The 19,519-nt window shown below is 68.8% G+C and carries 11 protein-coding genes; 6 read left to right on the top strand and 5 right to left on the bottom strand.

Features of this window, described 5'->3' with window-relative positions; translation table 11 throughout:
* Positions 1-36 precede the first annotated feature (36 nt).
* The 4 genes from U9J41_RS05670 to U9J41_RS05655 all read right to left on the bottom strand — a co-directional run bounded on the left by U9J41_RS05670 (position 37) and on the right by U9J41_RS05655 (position 4,257).
* Entirely contained in the window at positions 37-786 is a 750-nt protein-coding gene (locus U9J41_RS05670) for a FadR/GntR family transcriptional regulator (RefSeq protein ID WP_322400766.1), read from the bottom strand.
* Between the two features lie 335 nt (positions 787-1,121).
* Positions 1,122-1,931, bottom strand: a complete 810-nt coding sequence (locus U9J41_RS05665; RefSeq protein WP_322400764.1) for an NAD-dependent epimerase/dehydratase family protein — start codon at positions 1,929-1,931, stop codon at positions 1,122-1,124.
* 110 nt (positions 1,932-2,041) lie between these two features.
* On the bottom strand, positions 2,042-2,602 hold the full coding sequence (locus U9J41_RS05660) for an NF038129 family PEP-CTERM protein (protein WP_322400763.1): 561 nt from the start codon (positions 2,600-2,602) through the stop codon (positions 2,042-2,044).
* Positions 2,599-4,257 carry a right-handed parallel beta-helix repeat-containing protein gene (locus tag U9J41_RS05655; RefSeq protein ID WP_322400762.1) on the bottom strand — a complete coding sequence of 553 codons (1,659 nt, stop codon included), beginning with the start codon at positions 4,255-4,257 and terminating at the stop codon, positions 2,599-2,601. Before U9J41_RS05655 ends, U9J41_RS05660 begins: the two co-directional genes overlap by 4 nt.
* Before the next feature lie 173 nt (positions 4,258-4,430).
* On the opposite strand from U9J41_RS05655, the gene U9J41_RS05650 reads away from it, so the two are divergent.
* Both U9J41_RS05650 and U9J41_RS05645 read left to right on the top strand, forming a co-directional pair.
* The gene (locus tag U9J41_RS05650; RefSeq protein ID WP_322400761.1) at positions 4,431-7,355 is read left to right on the top strand and encodes a glycoside hydrolase family 2 protein; all 2,925 of its coding nucleotides are present in this window, start codon (positions 4,431-4,433) and stop codon (positions 7,353-7,355) included.
* A gap of 3 nt (positions 7,356-7,358) precedes the next feature.
* Positions 7,359-8,069: a GntR family transcriptional regulator gene (locus U9J41_RS05645; protein ID WP_322400760.1), complete on the top strand. Its 711-nt coding sequence runs from the start codon at positions 7,359-7,361 to the stop codon at positions 8,067-8,069.
* Between the two features lie 8 nt (positions 8,070-8,077).
* On the opposite strand, the gene U9J41_RS05640 is transcribed toward U9J41_RS05645, so the two are convergent.
* Positions 8,078-9,529, bottom strand: a complete 1,452-nt coding sequence (locus U9J41_RS05640; RefSeq protein WP_322400759.1) for an SEL1-like repeat protein — start codon at positions 9,527-9,529, stop codon at positions 8,078-8,080.
* Between the two features lie 388 nt (positions 9,530-9,917).
* Here U9J41_RS05640 and U9J41_RS05635 point away from each other — a divergent pair, with 388 nt between their 5' ends.
* The 4 genes from U9J41_RS05635 (at position 9,918) to U9J41_RS05620 (ending at position 19,514) form a co-directional block, all read left to right on the top strand.
* On the top strand, positions 9,918-13,616 hold the full coding sequence (locus U9J41_RS05635) for a TonB-dependent receptor (protein ID WP_322400757.1): 3,699 nt from the start codon (positions 9,918-9,920) through the stop codon (positions 13,614-13,616).
* Positions 13,617-13,719: 103 nt separating this feature from the next.
* Positions 13,720-15,018, top strand: a complete 1,299-nt coding sequence (locus U9J41_RS05630) for an SGNH/GDSL hydrolase family protein (RefSeq protein ID WP_322400756.1) — start codon at positions 13,720-13,722, stop codon at positions 15,016-15,018.
* Between the two features lie 8 nt (positions 15,019-15,026).
* Positions 15,027-18,338 carry a discoidin domain-containing protein gene (locus U9J41_RS05625; RefSeq protein ID WP_322400755.1) on the top strand — a complete coding sequence of 1,104 codons (3,312 nt, stop codon included), beginning with the start codon at positions 15,027-15,029 and terminating at the stop codon, positions 18,336-18,338.
* 123 nt (positions 18,339-18,461) lie between these two features.
* Positions 18,462-19,514, top strand: a complete 1,053-nt coding sequence (locus tag U9J41_RS05620; protein WP_322400754.1) for a family 43 glycosylhydrolase — start codon at positions 18,462-18,464, stop codon at positions 19,512-19,514.
* The last annotated feature ends 5 nt before the right edge of the window (positions 19,515-19,519 follow it).

Genomic DNA, 19,519 nt, shown 5'->3' with positions numbered 1-19,519 from the left:
CGTGGGCACGGTGGTGCCCACGCGCCCATGATCGTTTCAGCCCGCCGGGTGGTCCTGCAGGCGCTGCTGCGCTTCGCGGAGCCGCTCGCGGCTGTTCGACAAATGGGTGCGCATCGCGGCGCGCGCCGCCTCCGGGTCGCGCCGCAGGATCGCCTTGTAGATGTCCTCGTGCTCGCGGTTCACGCGTTCGAGGTAGTCGGCCGGCTTGTCCTCGCCGAACCCCGGCGTGTTCAGGCGCGCGCGCGGGATGATCGCGCTGCCCAGTTGTCCCAGCAGTTCGACGAAGTAGCGGTTGTCGGTCGCTTCGGCGATCAGCTGGTGGAAGCGCACGTCGGCCTCCACGGACGTGCGGCCGTTCACCAGGGCGCGCTGCATCTCGCCCAGCGCCTCGCCCATCCGCGCCACCTGTTCGTCGGTGCGACGCGACGCGGCCAGCCACGCGGCCTCGGTCTCCATGCTGATGCGCAGTTCCAGGATCGCGAGCACGTCGCGCACCGTCACCACGCTGTCGGTGCCGATGCCGAGCGTCGTCGCGGGCGGCTCCAGCACGAAGGTGCCGATGCCGTGGCGCGTCTGCACGAGGCCGCCCGCCTGCAGCTGCGAGATCGCCTCGCGCACCACCGTGCGGCTGACGCCGTAGGCCTCCATGATGGCCGATTCCGGCGGCAGCTTGTCGCCCGGGTTGAATTCCGAGCGGCGGATGCGCGCGCTCAGTTCTTCCACGACGCCCTGGGCGAGGTTGCGGTATTTCTTGCGGGCGGGCAGCAGGACGGTCGGCGAGTTCATGCGCATGTGGTAAACAGTGGCTCCAGGCCATGATTATAGCTGTGCGGCCTCACTTGTCTGACAAGCCTGCGAAAAAATGTGGACACCGGTACAAAAACACCGTGGTTGCCGCGCAGGTGGGAGGCCGTTCGGCCGGGCGGACCCGTTGATCCGGCAAGTCCGCAAAAAGTAGCCCCGTCGCCCCCGCCCAGGCGGGGGCCCAAGTTAACCGTGATCCGACGATACTTGGGTTCCCGCCTGCGCGGGAACGACGGAGCATAGCTGCGCGGGGACGACGACACTGAGGTCGGACGTCAGACGACATCTGACGTGCCGACCCGTGCTTCAGGGCCGTGTCACGGCTTGTATTTCGGCCCGTTGTGCAGGAACACGCCGCCCTGGTAGAACGTGGTGATGTCGTCGGCCGGCGGATACTCCACCGTCTGCGGCAGCTTGTGCGCGAATTGCGCCGAGCTGTCCTTGGGCTGGTAGCGCAGGAACGCGGCGTGGCGGTCGTCCCACCAGCGGCCCTCGTTGTCCGAGATGCCGAACGTGATCGTGTGGCCCACGCGCGGCGCGGCGAGGGCGCGGTGCAGCAGCTGCACGAGGTCGTCGAGGGAGAGCCACGTCACCATCTGGCGGTAGTTGGTCGCTTCCGGCCAGCAGTAGCCGATGCGGATGCACACGGTCTCCACGCCGAAACGGTCCCAGTAATAGCGCGACAGCGTCTCGCCGAAGACCTTCGACACGCCGTAGTAGCCGTCCGCGCGCGGCGGCATCGTGGCGTCGACGAGGTCGGTGGTCTTGTACATGCCCATCGTGTGGTTGGTGCTGGCGAAGATCACGCGCCGGATGCCGAGCTTGTGCACGGCTTCGTACAGGTTGACCATGCCGAGGATGTTGGCCTGCATGATCGGCGCCCATTCCTCTTCGGTGGAGATGCCGCCGAAGTGCAGGATGGCGTCGACGCCCTCGCACATGCGCGTGACGGCGTCGCGGTCGCCCAGGTCGCACAGGACGATTTCCTCGTGCGCCGCGGCCGGGCCGACATCGACGACGTCGGACAGGCGCACGATGTCGGCGAATTCGTGCAGGCGCTCGCGCAGGCGGCGGCCCAGGTTACCGGCGGCGCCGGTGAACAGGATGCGTTTGAATGGTTTCGTCATCGCTCGATTACTTTATCTACTTGATACGGGAAAGGGAAGGCGGACACGCGGTCGGCCCGCGTGCCGCAATGCTAACAGCGTTCCCGTCCCGTTGACCAGTCCGTCCCGATTCAGGCGCGCCGGCGGCGGGCCAGCCCGAGCAGCGCGAGCCCGGTCAGGCACAGCGCCGGCGCCGGCGCTTCCGGCAGGCGCACGGCGGCCGTCGCCGTCACGACCGGCGCCGCGCCCGGCAGCGTGGCGAACGTCAAGACGTCGCCGTCCGGGCCCAGGTAGTTCAGCCCGGCGTCCAGCAGCGCCACCTCGAGCGTGCTGCCGGCGCCGGGCAGCGGGTCGATGTCGAAGGCGACGTCGAACGCCAGCTGGCCCGTGAAGCGGGTCCACAGTCCGAACTCGTTCCAGCCGGTGTCGTTGCCGAGCACCACGGCGCGTGCCGCCGAGCCGCTGACGTCGCCGGCGGCGATGTCCGCCGCGCCGCCATCCGGCTCGATACCGGCAAAGCCGCTCAAGGTCGCGTGCATGGCGCTGGCGGCGGCCTGGCCGAGGAGCAGGAAGTCGAGGTAGCCCGATTGGCCGGCGTAGTCGCGCGTGTCGACGGCCACGTGGTAGGTGGGACCGGCGGCGGCCGTGGCGCAGGCGCACAGCAGGGACAGGGCGAGTGCGAGCCGCTTCATGGCTGGCCCGCGAACAGGCGCGGCGTATAGCCGATGGCGACGTGCGCCGGGTTGGCGAAGACCAGCGGGAACGTCACCGTCTGGCCCGGCGTGAGATGGGCCGACGTCACGGTCAGCGTCGGCGCGCCGCCCTGGCTGCCGCTGCGGTTGGACAGCACGACGCCATCGCTCAGGGTGTCGAGGCGCGCCATCAGCACGCCGTCGTACGTGGTCGTCGAGCGGTTCGTGAAGCTGAGCGTGCCGCTCATCTGCTGCGTCGTGCGGTTCAGCGTGAGGCCCGATTGCGTGACCTTCATGTTCGCACCGACATCCGTGAACAGCGTCACCGGCGCGCTGCCTTCGAACGCGCCCAGGTCCGGCGCGGCGCCGCTGTACGGCAGGCCGACGTTGACGCCCTTGTCGAGCAGGTCGCTGCCGCTGGCCAGGCGCAGGTGAGGGAGCACGGGCAGGCTGCCGTCCGGCAGGCGCGGCGCATCCCAGCCGTCCAATGACGCACTCTGGAAGTCGGCGCTGGTGACCGACACGCTGGCGAGGTTCCAGCTGTTGTTGGCGACGTCGGCGCCGCCCATGTTCATCACCAGCGTGCCCTGCCAGGCGAGGTTGTTGCGCAGGATGCCGAGGCTGATGGCGGCGCCGCTCGGGTCGATGCCGAGCATGTTGAAGTCGGCGTGGTTGGCGACGCCCGTGTTGTTGTAGAAGTAGTTCGCGACCGGATGGTGGTTGGCGTAGAAGCCGTAGGCCTTGTTCTTGAAGGCGACGTTGAAGCGGGCCGTGTGCTGCGGCGCGTTCGCGACGTACACGCCGCCGTAGCCGCCCAGCTTGAAGCCATTGCCGTTGCCGGCCGGGACCGACGTCGTGGTGCCGGGATAGTAGCCCATCATCCACGCCCACGAGTTCTCGATCAGCACCGGCGAATAGGCGTTGATGGTGTCGTAGCCGTCGTCCGTGTTCGCCCACGCGCGGCAGCCGCGGATCACGTTGCCGGGCTGGTTGGCGCCGATGTGGACGCCGAAGCCGTCCGCGTTCTGCCCCGGGCCGCTCTTGCTGTACGGGTCGTAGTTGTGGTGCGAGTCGACGTTCAGCACGAGGTTGTTGCTGCCCTTCGCGATGAACATGCCGGGACCCATGTGGTGGTGCGTGTTCAGCGCCTCGAACGTGTTGTTGCTGCCGCTGTTCCACACGCCCCACGATTCGTTGTTCAGCAGATTGCCCGGCTGCTGCGGCGCGCCCGTCACTTCCAGACCCTTCAGGTGGATCCAGCTGCCCGTCACGTTGAAGCCCTTCACGCGGCAGTTGTCCTTCATCTGCGAAAAGTCGAACACCGGCGTTTCGCCCGGATACGCCCAATAGCGGATCGCCTTGCCCGATGCGCCGCTCTTGTTCAGGGTGATGACGTTGACGGTGTCCGTCATGCTGGCGCACTGGTTCAGGCCAGCGTGGTAGACGTAGGCGCCGCCGCGGAAGTACACGGTGTCGCCGGCCACCGCGGCCGCCTGCGCCTTCGCGAAGCTCGCCCAGGGCGCCGCCTGCGTGCCGGCGCCGGCGTCGTTGCCGCCAGGGGCCACGTAATAGGTCGCTGCCGCCGCGCCGCCCGCGCCGGACAGGATCGCCAGCGCGAACGCGCCGCGCACGAGGTACTGCTGCCTTGATGCCATGCCGTCTCCTTGATTGCTGTTGTTGTTGGACCGTCATTACCTGCCCAAACGGCAGGGGCGTCAATCGGGGCGCGGCGAACGCTCAGCATGTTGAGTAATTGGCGGGAGCACGCGAAGGTCGAATACTGGACTGCTAATATTTCAGTGCCCACTTTCCCGTTGACTGGACCTTCATGAATCTCCGTTTTGCCCTGGCGATGGCGCTCGCCGCCGCCGCGCCGGCCCACGCGGCGCGCGCCCTGTACGACTTCAACCCCGGCTGGAAGCTCATCGTCGGCGACCCGCGGGACGCGGCCCGTCCCGGCTTCGACGACGGCGCGTGGAAGCCCGTCAGCCTGCCGCACGCATGGAACGAGGACGACGCCTTCCGCAAGGACATCGCCGACCTGTCCACGGGCGTGGCCTGGTATCGCAAGCATTTCCGGGTGCCCGGCCTGAAGCCCGGCCAGAAGGTGTTCCTTGAATTCGAGGGCGCGCGCCAGGCCGCCGAGGTGTTCGTCAACGGCCGATCCGTCGGGCTGCACGAGAACGGCATCAACGCGTTCGGCGTCGAGATCTCGGGCGCGCTCCTCAAGGGCGACAACGTCGTGGCCGTCCGCACCGACAACAGCTGGGACTACCGCGAGCGGGCCACGGGCCAGCGCTTCCAGTGGAACGACAAGAATTTCTATGCCAATTACGGCGGGCTGTCGAAGAACGTGCGCCTGCACGTGACGGAGCCCGTGTACCAGACGCTGCCCCTGCTCGCGAGCCTCGGCACGACAGGCGTGTACGTGTATGCGCGCGACTTCGACATCGCGCACGGCAAGGCGACCGTCCACGCGGAGTCGCAGGTGCGCAACGAATCGGGCAGGGCGCGCAAGGTGGAATACGACGTCGAGCTGCGCGACCGCGACGGCACGCGCGTCGCGCATTTCGCCGCACCCGCGCAGGCCATCGCGCCCGGCGCCACCGTCACGCTGAAGGCCGACGCGCCCGTCGCCGGCCTGCACTTCTGGAGCTGGGGCTACGGCTATCTGTACGACGTCGTGACCACGCTGAAGGTCGACGGCAGGCCGCTCGACGCGGTCACGACCCGCACCGGCTTTCGCAAGACGGCGTTCCGCAACGGCATGATCGAACTGAACGACCGCGTGATCCAGGTGCACGGCTACGCGCAGCGCACGACCAATGAATGGCCGGCGGTCGGCATGTCGGTGCCCGCGTGGCTCTCCGATTACAGCAACGGCCTGGCGCTGGCCGGCAACGCGAACCTGTTCCGCTGGATGCACGTGACGCCGTGGAAGCAGGACGTCGAATCGCTCGACCGCCTGGGCCTGATGGAGGCGATGCCGGCCGGCGATTCGGAAGGCGACGTCAAGGACCGCCGCTGGGACCAGCGCCTCGAGGTCATGCGCGACGCCATCGTGTACAACCGCAACAACCCGAGCATCGTGTTCTACGAAAGCGGCAACAAGGGCGTGAGCGCGGACCACATGCGGGCGATGAAGGCGCTGCGCGACGAGTACGACCCGTACGGCGGGCGCGCGTCGGGCAGCCGCGAAATGCTGAGCCGGGAGCTGAAGCAGGTCGCCGAATACGGCGGCGAAATGCTGTACATAAACAAGAGCGCGGACATGCCGATGTGGGCGATGGAGTACGCGCGCGACGAGGCGCTGCGCAAATACTGGGACGATCTGAGCCCGCCTTACCACAAGGACGGCGATGGGCCGCTGCACAAGGGCCAGGACGCGAGCGCCTACAACCGCAACCAGGACAGCTTCACCATCGAGGACGTCAAGCGCTGGTACGACTACTGGCGCGAGCGGCCCGGCACCGGCACGCGCGTGTCCAGCGGCGGCGTGAACATCGTGTTCTCGGACTCGAACACCCACCACCGCGGTGCCGAGAATTACCGGCGCAGCGGCGAGGTGGACGCCATGCGCATTCCGAAGGACGCGTGGTACGCGCACCAGGTCATGTGGGACGGCTGGGTCGACGTGGAGCACCCGCGCGTCCACATCGCCGGCCACTGGAACTATCCGGCGGGGACGGTCAAGCCGGTCACCGTCGTCTCCAGCGCGGACACCGTGAAGCTGTTCCTGAACGGGAAGGAGCTCGGCCCCGCGCGGCAGAGCGCGCGCTTCCTGTTCACGTTCGACGGCGTCGCCTGGCAGCCGGGCGAACTCAAGGCCATCGGCTACGACGCGCACGGCAGGCAGGTCTGCGAGACGACGCTGGCGACGGCCGGCGCCCCCGTCGCGCTGCGCCTCACGCCCATCGTCTCGCCGCACGGCCTGCGCGCCGACGGCGCCGACATGGCGCTCGTGCAGGTGGAGGCCGTCGACGCGGCCGGCCGCCGCAATCCGCTCGCGCTCGACACCGTCGATTTCGACGTGCAGGGCCCGGCCGAATGGCGCGGCGGCATCGCGCAGGGGCCGGACAACGACATCCTCGCGCGCTCGCTGCCGGTGGAGGGCGGCGTGAATCGCGTGCTGCTGCGCACGACGCCGACGGCCGGCCGCATCGTCGTCCGCGCCCGTGCGCAGGGCCTGGCGCCGGCCGAGCTGGTGCTGGACTCAACGCCGGTGACCGTGCGGGACGGCCTGGCGGCGCTGCCGCCCGCGCCGCCGGCGCACCTGGACCGCGGCCCGACGCCGGCCACACCCTCGTTCACCGTGTCGCGCGTGGCGGTGCCCGTTGCGGCGGTCGATGCGCCGGACGGGAACAAATCCATCGACGACGACGAGACGACCGCGTGGACGAGCAAGGCAGGCGCCGCGGCCGAGATCACGTACACGCTGGCCCGGGCCGCGCGCCTGACGGACGTCGTGCTCAAGCTGACGGGCTGGCGCGAGCGCAGTTATCCGCTCAAGGTGTACGTGGATGGCCAGGAAGCGTGGAGCGGCCTCACGCCCACGAGCCTCGGTTACGTGACGCTGCCCTTGAAGCCCATGCAGGGCCGCACGGTGCGCATCGCGCTGGCCGGCCGCGCGGAAGAGGGCGGCGGCATGCGCCTGACGGAGGTCGCCAACCAGGCGAATACGGCGACCGGCACGAAGGGCGTGTCGACGTCGACGCTGTCCATCGTGGAGGCGGAATTCTATGAACGGCCGTAAGCGATGAGCGCCGTCGACGTCCCGTTCCGCCTGGACCGCGCGCGCAACGCGACCGTGCAGGTGTTCGAGCACTTGCGCGCGCAGATCGTCGGCCTCGCCCTGAAACCGGGCACGGTGCTGGCGCGGCCGGCGTTGTGCGAGTACTTCCAGCTGTCGCAGAGCCCCATCCGCGAAGCGCTGCTGCGGCTGGAAGAAGAGCGCCTCGTCGACATCTACCCGCAGCATCAGACGCGCGTGCGCGCCATCGACCTGGCCGCGGCGCGCCAGGCGCATTTCTTCCGCCTGTCCGTGGAGCTGGAGATGGTGTGGGTGCTGGCGCGGGCGCCCCGCCCGGAGCTGGGCAAGCAACTGCTGGACCTCGCGGCGCGCCAGCGCGGCTGCCTGGCGGCGGGCGACCTGGAACAGTTTACGCGCATCGACATGGACTTCCACAAGTGCATGTACGACGCATCCGAGCTGCCGGACCTGTGGGCGATGATGCGTAGCTGCAGCGGCAACCTGGATCGGCTGCGGCGCCTGCACCTGCCCCTGAACGGCAAGGCCTTGTCGATCCTGCAGCAGCACGGCCGGATCGCGCGCTGCGTCGCGCGCGGCGACGCGGCCGGCGCCCAGCGCGCCGTGCGCGATCATCTGTCCGGCACCCTGCAGGCGCTGGACGTGTTGCGCGAGCGCTTTCCCGACATGCTGCTGCCGGCGGACTATGCGCCGGCGTGAACCGGCCGTCAGTGCGACGAGGCGACCCGCGGATGCAGCACGGCCTCCGCGCGCTTGCGCTCATCCGCGGTCAGCGTCGGCGTCAGCGCCTTCAGCACGCCGGCGGCGCCGTCGTAGCCCGCCTGGGTCGCCAGGTTGAACAGCACGTACGCCGCGGCCGGATCCTTCGCGCCGCCTTCGCCGTTGGCGGTCATCGCGCCGAGGTTGAACAGCGCGTCCGGCTGGCCCTGGCGCGCGGCGGCGGCGAACCACTGCCTTGCCGTGGCGAGGTTCTTGCCGACCACTTCGCCGCTGTAGAAATACGTGCCGAGCGCGAACTGGGCGTCGCGGTCGCCCTTCAGGGCCGCATCCTTGTAGTAGACGATGGCCCTGGCGGGATTGGCCTTCACGCCTTCGCCCAGGTCGATCATGTGCCCGGCCGCGAACATGGCGGCGGGGATGCCGGCGTGCGCCGCCGCTTCGAAGTAGGCGCCGGCCATCTTGACGTCGCGCGGCACGCCGTCCGCCGTGTAATAGGCGCGTGCGAGATGGTACTGCGCGGCCGGGTAGCCGGCGTCCGCCGCTTCCTTCAACTGCGCCAGCCCCTTGACGGGATCGCGCGGCTCGTCCTTGCCGGCCAGGGCGCGCGCGCCCAGGATGTCGAGGGCGGGCACGAAGCCGTAGCCGGCCGCCTTGTCGTACCACGAGCGCGCCTTGTCCGCGTCGCGCGGTACGCCGATGCCGCGGTCGTACATCCGCGCCAGCATGAAGGCGGCTTCGACGCGCGGAGTCATCGCGTCCGGGTGCGCCGGATCGAAGTGCAGGCGGTCGGCGGGATCGTAGCGCTGGTTGTCCACCTTTTGCAGCCACGCGACGGCCTGCGCGCCGTCCTTCGGCGTACCGAGGCCGTACAGGTGCAGGCGCGCCAGCATCAGCGCCGCCTCGTCGTAGCCGACCTTGTTCCACGCGGTGGTGAACTGCTCCAGCGCGCGCGCGTAGTCCTTGTTGTCGTAGGCTTCGTAGCCGAAGGCGAGCGACTTGTCGTTGCGCGCGATGCGGTTGCGGCCCGCCGCGAAGCGCCGGTCGGCGGGACCGCAGCCGGACGTGTTCGTCGGCGCGATCTGGCCGGACATGCCGGGGTCGCGGGCGATGCCCGACGAATCGACCGCATTCGACACGTCGCCTCCCGGCGCCAGGTCGGAGAAGTGCGGCACGTCGTTGGACAGGCTGTCGTCCAGCCCGAAGTCGCTCATGTACGTCGTCATGACCGGATCGTAGGCCGGGTTGTGCGGGTCCATGAACGCGCACGACGACGCCGACCGGCCGTTCAGGATCCGGTCCTTCGCGGCGTTGATCGCATGCGGATCGCCGGCGCGCGCCTTCGTCCCGTTCACGATCACGGTGCCCGTCTGGGCGTGCGCCGTGGCCAGCAGCAGGAGCGAAAGCAAAGCGGGGATGGTCTGTGATCGGGTCGTCTTCATCGGGTCTCCTCGTAGGTGGGCGCGGCTTGCGCGGGCAAGGATAGCGCAGGGCGATCGCGCCGTGCGCCCCCGCGCGATTCGCTCACCGGATTGATCGTTTCGGCGGGGCGCGGGCACGGCCCGCGGCGTTGCGATAACCGTTCGCAGGGCGCCGGCGTCATCCCGCGCAAAAAATGGTATCGCAATCGTGGTTTTGATCGGTGCGTGTGGCCATTCGAGCACACGCTTCGCTCACGTGGATGAGTATTTCCCGCTGATATATCACGATGGGCGTCCGCAACCCTACACTGTCCCTGAGTCGAAGAGCCAACGACCGCAGCACCAGACCTGCGGCGTCACCGCGAAAAAAGACAGACCGCTCACCACGGTCCACCAAGGAGACAGAAAAATGCACGACATCCGCAACGTCATCCGTCCCACCCGCCTTGCCTATGCCGTCTCGCTGGCGGTCTCGCTGATGGCGAGCCACGCCGCGCTGGCGCAGGACAATCCGCCGGCGCAGGACGCCACCAACACGCAGGCGCCCGGCACCGGCGCGAGCGCCGCCCCGGCTGCAAAGGGCAACAACGAAGTCGCGAGCGGCATCGCGACCGTCATCGTCTCAACCCGCCGATCGCAGCAATCGTCGATCGCCCGCAAGAAAAACGCCGCCACCGCGCTCGACTCGATCGTCGCCGAGGACGTCGGCTCGCTCCCCGACCGCAACATCGGCGAGGCGATCTCGCGCATGGCCGGCGTCGCGCTCGACCGCGGCGACTTCGGCGAGGGCGTCACCGTCGCCGTGCGCGGCAACGGTCCGGACCTGACCCGCGTCGAGATCGACGGCATGGCCGTGCAGTCGGCCAACAATGCGTCCAACGGCCGCGGCAGCGAGTTCCGCCAACTGTCCGCCGACCTGATCAAGAGTGTTGACGTCGTCAAGGGCTCGACCGCCGACATGGTCGAGGGCTCGCTGGGCGGCGGCATCATCATCAAGACCCGCACCGGCCTGGACTTCAAGGAGCCGTTCGCCGCCGTGCGCATTTCCGGCACCACGAACAACCTGAACAAGAAGTGGGAGCCCGACACGAACGTCATCCTGTCGCGCAAGTTCATGGACAACCGCCTCGGCGTGATCTTGAACGCGTCGAAATCGACGACCGCCAACGAACAACACCAGATGCAGGTCGCGACCAGCGCGGCCGCCGGCTATTCGCGTGCGATCGACTTCGACAATTCGCCCGAGAAGACGTTCACGTACAACCCGTCCACCTTGAACATGGACGACCCGGCGTCGACGACGCCGGCCGGCCCCGCCGCCGGATCGACGGGCATCTATCCGTACACGAACGGCACCGGCAACTACACCACCAATTCGCCATACGACATCCTGACCAAGTCGGCCGCCGCCCAGACCAAGGCCGCCTGCTACACGGCCTTCCCGCAACTGGCCACCACCGACGCCACGTTGAAGAACCTCAGCTCGTCGAATCGTACCAATGCGGTGAACGAGCGCCAGAATGAACTGATCAGCTGCCTGAACCAGTGGAACGACTACACGCCTTCGCTGATCCGCAACAAGATCCAGACCGAGGTCGACCGCCGCCAGGACCTCGACCTGCGCGCCGACTTCAAGGTGAATCGCGAGTTGACCGTGTACGCCAAGGGCAGTTACTCGAAGCGGCACACCGACAACAACACCTCGTTCCTGAGCCTGGGCGGGATGAATGTCAACACGGCCAAGACGTTCACGGACACGAACGGCGTGCGTGCGGTCGCCTCCGGGGCGAACGGCGCAGGCTACTACCTGTACCCGGGCAACGTCAGCTACCTCAGCAACGGACCGGCCGTACAGGGCGCGGTGACCAACGTCGACCCATCGACCGTCACCGTGGATGCGAGCCACCACGTGACCGGTTTCGGTATCAGCGACGGCGCGGCCGGCGTCGACCAGATCGTCCAGAAGTCCGATACCGTGACGAAGTATTTCCAGACCGGCGGCGAATGGCGGCATGATGGGATGACGGCCGAATGGATGGTCGGCGACGCCAAGTCGAACTATACGACCGAACAATTCCGCACCACGTTCGCCACCCGTTATGGCGCGGCGCAGCTGTCCGTGACGCCGAACGGCCTGTGGGGGTACAACTTCCCGCAGGGCTCGAATTTCAATCTGTACAATCCGGCCAACTACGTGCAGATGGTCCAGCCGGACAAGGCAGCCGCACAGACGAGCGGCACCACGTACATCAACAACATACCGGCGTACACCCAGGCCCAGCAGCCGCTGCTGACGTATTCGCAGCCGCAGCTGACCTACAATCCGGGCATCACCGGTACCGAGGAGCGCACCGCCAAGGCGGACTTCACCTTCCAGATGCCAGAGGCCGTTCCCTTCTTCACCCGCTTCAAGACCGGCTTCAACCTGCGCGACACCAAGTACGACACCAAGGTCGGCAACGGCTACCAGGTGAGCTCGGATCCGATCATCTACGCAAACCGCGGCCTGGTCCGCAGCACCCTCGTGGGTTGCGAGGATACGGCGGGTTCGCTGGGCACGGGCGGCAACAAGTGCCAGTACGGCTACGTGCCGAGCAACCGCTGGGACAGCCAGGGCTCGGGCACGGTCACCGTGACGCCGCAGCAGTTCCAGGACATCATCGCCAAGACGATCACCGGGAACATCACGAAGACCCAGTTCTTCAACGGCGCCAACGGCCAGTTCGACAGCGCGGTGACCAACTGGCCGAACATCGACGTGCAGAAGGTGTTCAAGCTGGCCGGCATCACGAATGCGAACCTGGACTGCGTCAGCAGCTGCACGGGCACCGACGGCAAAACCTACGACGCCCCGGTGACGCGGATGAGCGAGCGCTCCGAAGCGGCCTACGTCATGACCGACTTCAATATCGACCACATCCCCTTCACCGAGCGATCGTTGCCGTTCGGCTGGGATCTCGAAGGCAATCTGGGATACCGATATATCCGCACCAAGGTGCACGGCGTCGGCAACATGCAGTTCCAGTCGATCACGCGGACCGCCGCCTTCGATCCGGCCAACCCGAACGCGGCCGGCGGCGTCAACGACGTCACCGTGTCGACCAACACCGCGGTGGACGCCACCACGCACGACTTCCTGCCGATCTACAACCTGGCCATGTGGCTCGTGCCGGACAAGTTCGTGGTGCGCTACAACCGCGCCCGCACGGTCGCCCGTCCGCCGGTCACGGCCCTGCTGCCTTCCGGCCTGTGCCGCTACGACGAGCGCGTCGATGCCGAAGGAACGCAGACCTGCACCAAGACCGTCGGCAATCCGGCCCTGCAGGCGCAGAAGAACCTGAACCAGAACTGGAGCGCGGAATACTACCCGAGCAAGGACACCATGTTCTCGCTTTCGTACTTCAACCAGCGCGGCATCGTCGGTCCATCGATCGTCCAGACCGAAAACGGCACGCTGGGCCTGGCACTGGTCGACCCGACCACCGGCCGGTCGCTGGCCGAGCTGCCGTTCTCCTTCCCGACGTACGAGAACGGCGTCCCGACCACCCGCAAGGGCTGGGAGTTCAACACCAAGACCGCGTTCACGTTCCTGCCGTGGCGCCTGCGCTATCTCGGCTTCGATGGCAACTACACCAAGCTGGCCTCGGTCACCTCGACCCAGAACATCGTGGACCTGCTGACCGGGACGCCGCTGCCGCCGCTGCGCGAGTCGAAGTTCCAGTACAACTGGGCGATCTGGTATGACGATGGCCGCCTGTCGGCGCGCGTCGCCGTGCAGGGCGTGGCCAGCTACTTCAACAATATTTCGGGTTCGAGCAGCAACTACCTGAACAACTACCCGAATGCCAGCGGCAACACCCGCCCGCCGGCCTACAACCCGGGCTCGCCGAACTTCAAGGACGCTACCCGTTACGTCGACGCGAAGGTCAGCTACAAGATCACCCCGAACATCGAGGTGTTCGTCGAAGGCCGCAACCTGGGCAACACCGCGACCAGCGACAGCCAGGGTTCGTACGTGCCGTTCTCCAGCGGCGCCCCGAGCGTCCTGGACTACAGCTACGCCGGCCGCCGCATCATGGCCGGCGCGAACTTCCGCTTCGGCGGTTGATGAGCGAGACGCCGCCCGCGCCCGCGGGCGGCTGGAGCGCGATCCGCCGGGCGGGTCGCGCTCTTTTCATTCACGAACACGGAAACATCGCATGGAGGTTCGCATGAAGGTTCGCACGACGCTCGTCGCGGCCGGCCTGCTGGCCGCCGCCGCCCAGGCGCAGCCGGCGCCGGACTGGATCGCCGCCTGGGGCACGGCGCTGATGGCCCCGAACGACAAGGTGGCGCTGGCGCCGGCCTCCGCCGCGCACGCGACCTTGCGCCAGGCCATGCGCCTGTCGCTGGGCGGCACCGCGCTGCGGGTGCGCATCAGCAACCGCTTCGGTGACGAGCCCCTCGCGATCGGCGCCGCGACCGTCGGCCGCGCGCGCGCCGGCGCGGGCGACCTTGCCGGGTCGCCGCTGCCGCTGCGTTTCGGGGGCAAGCCCGGCGTGACCGTCGCGCCGGGCGCCGAGATCGTGAGCGACCCGCTGGATTTCCCGAGCGTGGCGGGCGATCTCGTCGCGGTGTCGCTGGCCGTCGAGGCGCTGCCGGCGCGCCAGAGCGTCCACATCGCGGCTCACGCGACGCAATTCCTCGCGCCGGGCGACCAGGCCGCGCGGCCCGCTCTCGACGGGGCGCGGGCGCTGACGTCGTGGTATCAGGTCGACGAGATCGACGTGCTGCCGTCCGCGCCCGCGGCCGAGCTGGTGGCGATCGGCGATTCGATCACGGACGGCACCGGGGCGGGTCTCGACCGCGACGAGCGCTGGCCGGATTACCTGCAGCGGCGCCTGCGCGCCACGCATGCGCCGGCGCTGGCCGTCGTGAACGCAGGCATCGGCGGCAACCGCATGCTGGCCGACGGGAACGGTCCGAAGCTGGCGGCCCGTTTCGCGCACGACGTACTCGATCGTCCCGGCGTGACCCATGCGCTCGTGCTGATCGGCGTGAACGACCTCGGCGTCCAGCATCGTGCCGGACGGGATACGCCGGACGCGCGCCGGGCATTGCTGCACGACCTGGAGGACGGGTGGACGGCACTGGCCGCACAGGCGCACGCGCGCGGCGTGTGCCTCATCGCGGGGACGATCGTCCCATACGGCGGCAGCCGCATCTACCAACCCGGCCCGGACAACGAGGCGGACCGCCTGACGCTGAACGCCTGGCTGCGCGCCAGCCCGCTGTTCGACGGCGTGGCCGACTTCGACGCCGCCCTGCGCGACCCCGACGCGCCCGGCCGGTTGCGTGAAGCCTTCGATTCCGGCGACCGCCTGCACCCGTCGCCGGCCGGTTATCGCGCGATGGCGGCCGCCGTGCCGCTCGACCGCCTGGCGGCATGCCGCTGGCGTCCGCAACCTGGCGGCACGGCGCCGCCGGACGCGGGCACGCATGCCACAATGCACGATCACGACACCGAATGAAGAACCGCATGAACTTCCTGTCCCGCTTACGTTTTGCTCTGGCCGCCGCCATGCTGTTCGGGGCGTCTGCTTCCGCCAACGCCGCCGACACCCTCGACCTGGCAGGCACGTGGCGCTTCGCGCTCGACCGCGCCGACGCCGGCGTGGCCGAACACTGGGACACGCGCACGCTGCCCGACCGCATCCGCATCCCTGGCATCCTGAACGCGCAAGGCTACGGCGACGAGATCACGGCGCACACGCCCTGGGTGCTATCGCTGTACGACAAGCACTGGAACCTGCGCGAGGACTACAAGGCGTTCACGACGCCGGGCCAGGTGAAGGTGCCGTTCCTGAGCCAGCCGCCGCGCCACTACCTCGGCGCGGCCTGGTACCAGCGCGACGTCGAGGTGCCGCGCGGGTGGCGGGGCAAGCGGGTCGTGCTGCACCTGGAGCGGCCCCGCTGGGGTTCCAGCGCCTGGATCGACGACCGCGCGCTCGGGTCCGACCTGAGCCTCGTGGCGCCGCACGACTACGACATCGGCATGCTGGCGCCGGGCAAGCACCGCATCACGGTGCGCGTGGATTCGCGCGTGCTGATGGCCTACCGGCCCGACTCGCACAGCATCTCGGATTCGCTCGGCATGAGCTGGAACGGCATCGTCGGCCGCGCCGAGCTGCGCGCCACGTCGCCCGTGTACATCGACGACGCCCAGGTGTTCCCGGACGTGGCGACCCGCAGCGTCCTCGTGAAGCTCAAGGTCGGCAACGGCGGCGGCAAGGCGGGGCAAGGTACGATCGAGGCCAACGGCAGGCGCATCGCCGTGCGCTGGACCGAGGCCGGCGGCAGCGCCGAATTCCGCGTGCAGTACCCCGGCAATACGCAGACGTGGGACGAGTGGCACCCGGCACTGCAGTCGCTCAGGCTGCGCCTGCGCGGACCCGGCGCCGACGATGCCCGGAACGTGTCGTTCGGCTTCGTGCAGGTGGCCGCGCGCGGCACCGACATCCTCGTCAACGGCCGCCCCGTGTTCCTGCGCGGGACGCACGACGGCGGCGATTTCCCGCTCACCGGGTATCCGCCGACCGACGTCGCGTACTGGAAGAAGATCTTCGCCATCAACAAGGCCTGGGGCATCAACCACATCCGCTTCCACTCGTTCACGCCGCCGGACGCCGCGTTCCAGGCGGCGGACGAAGTGGGCATCTACCTGCAGATCGAACCCGGCATGTGGAACCGGTTCGAACCCGGTTCGCCCATCGCGGCGATGCTGGTCGACGAGACCGAACGCCTGGTCCGCGCCTACGGCAACCATCCGTCGTTCCTGCTGCTGAGCCCCAGCAACGAGCCGTCGGGCCGCTGGAAGGAAGTGTTCGCGAAGTGGATCGCGCGCTTCCGCGCCGAGGACCCGCGCCGCCTGTACACCAACGGCACGGGCCACACCGAGAAGGTCGTGCCGGACCTCGACAAGGACACCGACTACCTGGCCGTGCAGCGCATCGGCCCCAAGCCGCTGCGCAACAAGACCGGCTGGTTCGGACGCGATTACGCGGCCTCGCTGGACGGCATCAAGGTGCCGGTCATCGCGCACGAGATGGGGCAGTGGGTCGCGTATCCGGATTTCTCCGTCATCGACAAGTTCACGGGCTATCTGCAGCCGGGAAATTACGAGATCTTCCGCGAGTCCGCCCGCCGCCACGGGGTGCTGGACCGCGACCATGACTTCGCGCTCGCATCCGGACGGTGGCAGGTCGCGTGCTACAAGGAAGAGATCGAGGCCGCGCTGCGCACGCGCGGCATGAGCGGCTACCAGCTGCTGGACCTGCACGACTACCTGGGCCAGGGCACGGCGCTGGTCGGCATCCTCGACACGTTCTGGGAATCGAAGGGGTATGCGACGCCGGAAGCCTTCCGCCGCTTCAATGGCGAGACCGTGCCGCTGGCCCGCCTTACGCGCCCGGTCCTCACGACGCGCGACACGTTCGACGTGCCCGTCGAGATCGCGCACTACGGACAACGGCCGCTGGCCGGCTCGCGGCCGTGGTGGCGCATCGAGGACGATGGCGGGCGCGCCGTCGCGCAAGGGCGCTTCGCGCAGCGCGACATCCCGATCGGGAAGAACATCCCGCTGGGCCGGGTCGCGACGGATCTCGCGCGCTTGCCGGCGCCGGCGCACTACAAGCTCATCGTCGGGCTCGACGGCACCGCCATCGCCAACGACTGGAACTTCTGGCTGTATCCGGACCGGGTCGACGCGGCCGTCCCCGCCGGTGTGCTCGTGACGCAGGCGTGGCCGGAAGCCGAGGCCCGCCTGGCGCAGGGCGGCAGCGTGCTGTACCTGCCGCGCAAGGCGGACCTGGACTGGACCTCGCCGCCGCTCGCGGACGTGCCGGTGTTCTGGAACCGCCTGATGAATCCGGGCTGGAGCCGCATGCTGGGCCTGTGGGTCGACCGCGCGCATCCCGCACTGGCCGGCTTCCCGACGGCCGACCACATGGACTGGCAGTGGAGCGACCTGGTGACGGGCGCCCGCGCCTTCAACCTGGAGCGCCTGCCGGCCGGCCTGCGCCCCATCGTCCAGCCGATCGACGACTGGAACCGCAACTACCGGCTGGGTGCGGTGTTCGAGGCGAAGGTGGGCAGCGGCCGGCTCGTCGTGTCGACGTTCGACCTGGAGAACCGGCTCGACGAGCGCCCGGCCGCGCGCCAGTTGCGCCGCTCGCTGCTCGACTATATGGCCGGCGCGCGCTTCCAGCCGGCGACGGCCGTCGATCCCGCCGCGCTGCGCGCCAGCCTGTTCGACACGCGCGTGATGAACAAGCTGGGCGCGACGGCGAGCGGCTGGCCCGACGCGGCGAACGTCGTCGACGGCGATCCGAACACCTATGGCCTCGTCGCCGTGAAGGGCGACGCGCCGCGGCCGCAGCCGCCGCTGACCATCGAATTCGCGCACCCCGTGCCGTTCGACGGCCTGGTGCTGATGCCGCGCCAGAACCACCGCGACCACGAGGGCGACGTGCACGAATGGCTGATCCAGGCGAGCGACGACGGCGCCGACTGGCGCGACGTGGCGCGGCCCGTGCTGGGCTCCACGTTCGATCCGCAGACGGTGCGTTTCGGCCGGACCGTGACGGCGCGCCGGCTGCGGCTGACGCCATTGTCCGGCTTCGGCGACGACCGCGCCAGCGCGCTGGCCGACGTGGCCGTGCTGTACACGGGCCCCGCGCTGCCGGACGAAGCGGGCGAACTCGAATACAAGCGCTCGCGCTCGACGTCGGCCGACGTCGACGAGGCGGGCATGGACGACCGGCCGCGGCGCCGGCGCCCGCCCGCCCAGTGAAGCCGGCGTGTATAAAACGTATCGGTGGCGCGAAAAATTTCATTGGTCGGCCGCCCGGTCCGGCACTATCATCGCGCCAGATTGACGGCGGCTGAAGACCGCACTGGAAAAGGAGACGATTTGTTGTCCACGTTACGGCCGTTCGCGGCCAGGTCGGCGTGCCTGCTGCTGGCGCTGTCGGCGCTCGCCGGCTGCGCCGTCGAGCGGACCGCGCCACCCGCCGCCGCTGGCGAAGTCGCCGCCAAGCCCCTGTTCCGCGACCCCGTGTACGACGGCGCCGCGGACCCGACCCTGATATGGAACCCGGCACGGGGCCGCTGGTGGATGTTCTACACCAACCGGCGCGCGACGGCGCCAGGCCTGCCGGGCGTGACGTGGGTGCACGGCACGCGCATCGGCATCGCCGAGTCGCCCGACGGCGGCGCGCACTGGACCTACGTCGGCACGGCCGACATCGAGCTGCCGCCCGACCTGGGCGGCAAGGACGCGACGCACTGGGCGCCCGACATCGTGCGCGCCGCCGACGGCACGTTCCACATGTTCCTCACGGTCGTGCCGGGCGTGTTCGAAGACTGGAAGCATCCGCGCGTGATCGTGCACCTGACGAGCACGGACCTGCGCACGTGGCGCCATCCGGCCCGCGTGCCGCTGGCGAACGACAAGGTGATCGACCCGTCGCTGGCCCGGCTGCCCGACGGAACCTGGCGCATGTGGTACAACAACGAGCTCGATCACAAGAACACGTATTACGCGGACAGCCCGGACCTGGAACACTGGACGGACCGGGGCCTGGCCGTCGCCCAGCGCGGCGAAGGGCCCAAGGTGTTCCGCTGGCACGGCGCTTGGTGGATGATCGTCGACGTGTGGCACGGCCTCGCCGTATTCCGGTCAAGCGACGCGCTCACGTGGCGCAAGCAGGATGCTACCCTGCTGGAGCAGCCGGGCCACGGGCCGGACGACGGCGTGATGGGCGGCCATGCGGACGTCGTCGTCAGCGGCGGCCGTGCCTACCTGTTCTATTTCGTCCATCCGGGCCGCCAGGGGCCGGATGCGAAGCGCGACGGACCCGAACAGCGGCGCAGCCTGATCCAGGTGAGCGAATTGATCGAGGAGGGCGGCGTCGTGCGCACGGACCGCGATGCGCCCGTCGCCATCCGGCTCGATCCGCCTGTCTAACCAAT

The organism is Massilia luteola, from assembly GCF_034420155.1.
GTDB lineage: Bacteria > Pseudomonadota > Gammaproteobacteria > Burkholderiales > Burkholderiaceae_D > Telluria > Telluria luteola.
This window is presented reverse-complemented; position numbering and strand designations above follow the sequence as displayed.